At 60.1% G+C, this 4,108-nt stretch carries 4 protein-coding genes; 1 reads left to right on the top strand and 3 read right to left on the bottom strand.

What is annotated here, in order from left to right:
* Window positions 1–524: sensor histidine kinase (locus tag WCA53_RS03695; RefSeq protein WP_423905572.1), on the top strand; the 524-nt coding region annotated here is incomplete at its 5' end.
* 57 nt (window positions 525–581) lie between these two features.
* Here WCA53_RS03695 and hpnI read toward each other — a convergent pair.
* From hpnI to WCA53_RS03680, 3 genes are all read right to left on the bottom strand, one after another.
* Window positions 582–1,817, bottom strand: a complete 1,236-nt coding sequence (gene hpnI / locus WCA53_RS03690; protein WP_423905574.1) for a bacteriohopanetetrol glucosamine biosynthesis glycosyltransferase HpnI — start codon at window positions 1,815–1,817, stop codon at window positions 582–584.
* A gap of 122 nt (window positions 1,818–1,939) precedes the next feature.
* Window positions 1,940–3,361 (bottom strand): hopanoid biosynthesis associated radical SAM protein HpnJ, encoded by a 1,422-nt coding sequence (gene hpnJ, locus WCA53_RS03685; protein WP_423905570.1) that lies wholly within the window; start codon window positions 3,359–3,361, stop codon window positions 1,940–1,942.
* A gap of 525 nt (window positions 3,362–3,886) precedes the next feature.
* Window positions 3,887–4,108: hypothetical protein (locus tag WCA53_RS03680; RefSeq protein WP_423905568.1), on the bottom strand; the 222-nt coding region annotated here is incomplete at its 5' end.

The following is a 4,108-nucleotide window of genomic DNA, read 5'->3' as shown; positions in this document are numbered from 1 at the left end:
CTCACCAACTGCTCGCCATGGCACGCGAGGATGCCAACCACACCGAGTCGATGACCCGGGTGAGCCTGCGCCGTCTCGCGGAGAGTTCGGTAGCTGACCTGTCCCTGCTGGCTGAAGCCAAGCGCATCGATCTCGGGCTCGAGACCCCGCACGGGGAACCGGGCGACGAGTACGACGTGCTCGGCGACAAGCACGCGCTCGGCATCCTGTTGAATAACCTGATCGATAACGCTATTCGCTACGCGCCGCAAGGCGGCAGGGTGGACGTAATTCTCGAGCGCAATGCGCAGGGCGTCGGACTTGAGGTGGTCGATAACGGCACGGGCATCGCCGCTGAAGAACTAGACCGGGTGTTCGACCGTTTCTATCGCGGGGAGGCGTCCAAAGGGGCGGGCAGCGGACTGGGGCTCGCGATCGCGTCGAGTGTCGCGCTGCGCCATCGGGCGACGCTCGACGTCCGCAATCTGAGCGAGGCGGGCGGCCTGGCCGTGCGCTTGCAAGGACTCACGCCGGTTACGGCATGAACGGCTCGCGCGCATCCTGACATCTGGCCGCGATCTTCTCGAGTCCAAGCGCTTTAATCAATTCGGGCCGAGCGAAATCTCAGTGGCAGGCGGCGCAGCATTTGGGACTAGCGTAGAAGCATAGACGGACTGCGCGCCTGTATCTGTATCTCCCAGAGGATAGAGGAGCCCGTCGTGTCCGACGTTGAAGGGATAGCCGCGCCAGATAATCCGTTTTGACAGGAAGCTGGACACGAAGATCGCGAATGAAGCGAGGTCCCACAAGGGTACCAGCCATAGGTCGCGCGGAGCCTGGCCGAGCACGCGGTCCAGTTGCAGTTTCAACGCGAGCCGCGCGCATAGCGCCACGAAAACGAGCGGTAATGACCACGATGATGCCCCGGAAAAAGCTATGGCAAGAAGGGCTAACGCGAGCGGATGCGTGAGCACGGAACCGAAATACCCGAGCGGATCGATGGTTCGGATCGTCCGGCTCCAGCGCAGTTCGTGAGCGACGAGCTGTGTAACGCTCGTCTCGTCGCAGGCGTGCGTCACGAGCATCCGCGCGACCACCACCTTTTGCCCCAGTTTGCGCACGGCTGCGCCAATGGCGTGGTCTTCCGCCAGGTGATGGGTGAATTGGCCGAACCCGCCGATCTCATCGAGCGTCGCCCGGCGCAAGGCGATGGTTTGTCCAAAACACGGACTGGCAAGTCCGAGGGCCATGCCCACTACAACGCCCGGCAGGAAGTGATAATTGCTCGAATTCGCTGACAGGCGCGGCCAGAAACCCGGATCCGGAACGCCGCGGTACAAGCACGTCACCAGACCCACTCCCGGCTGTTGCAGCTCGCCCACGACGCAGCGCACATAGTCGGGACTTACTCCAACATCGCTATCCGCGAATATCAGGATGTCGTGCTTCACGTGCGGCAACATGTTCATGATGTTGCTCATCTTGCGGTTCGGACCGTAAAGACGCGCATCGGCCACAACCGAAATGCTGGCGCCCGGCTGCAGTCGCCGTAAGCTTTCCACGACCTCGAGCGCGGCGTCGTTCTTGTCGTGTACGCCGAAGAGGTACTGAATGGGGCCCGGATAATCCTGAGTGCAAAATCCAGACAGGTTGTTCAATAACGCGTGCTCGGTGCCGAACAAAGGTTTGATAATCGTCACGGCCGGATACGAAACGGGCATGGCGCTGCCGCGGCCAAGGAAGCGCCGGGTCAGTTGGCTCGCGACCAGCATGTACAGGCTGCCGAGCACGGCGCCCGCACCGCATAACCACGCAATGCATTCAAGCGTGATCCGCATGAAGTAAGGCGTGGCAGTGCGAAGGAAGAGGGCCGCGAGGACAGTCAGGGCGGCCAGCCACGCGGCAATAAGGAAGGGCCTCGGGCGAAGAGGCGGAGGTGTGTCGTGCGACACATCGCGCTTCATGCCTGGTGAGCCCGGATGAATTTGAAGAACTCCACGCCTTCCTGAAGGCGCCGCTTCATCATCTCCCAGCTCATCAGCATCTCGCGCACGATCTCCCAGATCTTGGAGGGCCTGAAATAGAAGCGCTTATAGAACTCTTCCACGCTGTGATAGATCTCGTCGCTCGAGAGGTGCGGATAGCCAATCGCGGCAAGCTGGACCCCCGTGGAGCTCACCAAATTGATGACCTTGTTTTCTTTCAGCCAGCCATTCTCGACTGCATGTTTATGAAGGGACGTGCCCGGATAGGGGGCGGCGAGCGAGACCTGGATCGTATGCGGGTTTATCTCCTTCGCATATTGAATGGTCTTCTGGATCGTCTCGCGCGTTTCGCCCGGCAGTCCGAGGATGAAGGTGCCGTGGACCTTGATGTCGAGCTTGCGGCAGTCAGCGCTAAAGCGCCGTGCAATGTCGGTGCGCAGCCCTTTCTTGACGTTGAGGAGGATTTGGTCGTCGCCGGACTCATAGCCGACCAGCAGGAGCCGCAGGCCGTTCTCCTTCATCACCTTCAGGGTCGAGTACGGCACGTTCGCTTTCGCGTTGCATGACCACGTCACGCCCAGCTTGCCCAGGCCGCGCGCGATCTCTTCGGCGCGAGGCTTGAAGTCCGTGAAGGTATCGTCGTCGAACATGATCTCCTTGACTTCGGGCATGTTGTCCCTGATCCACTTCACTTCCTCGATCACGTTGTCGACGGAACGGGTGCGGTAGCGGTGCCCACCGACCGTCTGCGGCCAGAGGCAGAACGTGCACTTCGAGCGGCAGCCCCGTCCGGTGTAGATCGACACATACGGATGTTTAAGATAGCCGCTGAAGTAGTTCTCGATCTTAAGATCCCGTTTGTAGACCGGCGCGACGAAAGGCAACTCGTCCATGTTCTCGAGGATTGGCCGGGCGTCGTTGTGCATGATCCCGCCATCGGGCAAGCGATAGCTAAGACCTAAAATGGACTCGAACGGTCGCCCTTGCGCGATGTCCCTGCATGTGAAATCAAATTCTTCACGGCATACGAAGTCGATCGACGCGCTTGCGGTGAGCGAGCCGTGAGGGTCGACGGCGACCTTTGCTCCCACCATGCCGACGAGTATGGTCGGCGCGCGTTGTTTCAAATGTTCGGCGAACAACGCGTCGGTGGGAAACGACGGCGTACTCGTATGAATGATGACGAGGTCGTACTTTTCCGCGATGTCGAGCGACGCCTGCACGGAGAGGCCATCCGCGGGAGCGTCCAGCACGCGGCTGTCCGCGATCAGAGCGGCGGGCTGGGCGAGCCAGGTGGGATACCAAAAAGACCGGATCTCGCGCTTGGTCTGGTAACGCGAACCCGCGCCGCCATCAAAGCCGTCGAACGAAGGGGCCTGAAGAAACAGTGTTTTCATGGGTGCTCCGACGAAGAATTGGGCGCCTGGCCGGCTTGCCTTGTCCGCTTCCGAGACAGGGTAATAGGCGCAAGCGCTACGGAAGTGATCGGATCACGTCTACAAGATGGATCGCGTGCTTTCAATAGAGTGCAGACTGGGAACTTTGTCAGGGCGTCGCAGCTCGGTGCATCCCGGAATTCGCGCGGCAGGCAGGTGCCGGACCGCTCGCGATCGGTCAGTGAGGCCTCGGAAGCGCATGCCGCAAGTCTCCGTATCCAAAGGTGTGTGGGCTATTCGGGTAAGCCACGATCTTGCTCGACTCGAGCCGCGCCCAGGAGCGGGGCATCGGTGAGCGAACAATGCGTGGATTTTCCTTAAGGGATGCTTAACCCGGGGCTGGGCGGTAATCGCGTTGAATGGGATTAGAAAGAGACGCGTAGAAAGGACGGGTTGAAAGGCCGACGCACGGCATGACCGAGCGCTCCTTCTCGGGATGCTGCGACATCTATTAGCAGACCGAAGTCGCAGGAAAAAACAAAAGTGTCACCGTTCCAAGCCCCACGTGGTGGCGGTCGGGCTCAAGGCGGTGACACGGTTACTGGCAGTCCAAACGAAATAAAATCGTCTACATGAACGACCCCCTTTGCGCCAGGTTTTCGAGGTCTTGGCGAACAGGATGGGCTGCATGCCTATGACAAGATTCTGAAGGAACAGGTCGGTGAACTCGACCACGAAATCCTGCACGTCGAGAACGGATTCAAGCAC

It is taken from the genome of Caballeronia sp. (assembly GCF_049581465.1).
In the GTDB taxonomy this organism is placed as follows: Bacteria; Pseudomonadota; Gammaproteobacteria; order Burkholderiales; family Burkholderiaceae; genus Caballeronia.
The sequence above is the reverse complement of the archived record's forward strand: the minus strand, read 5'-3'. Positions and strand labels throughout refer to the sequence as shown.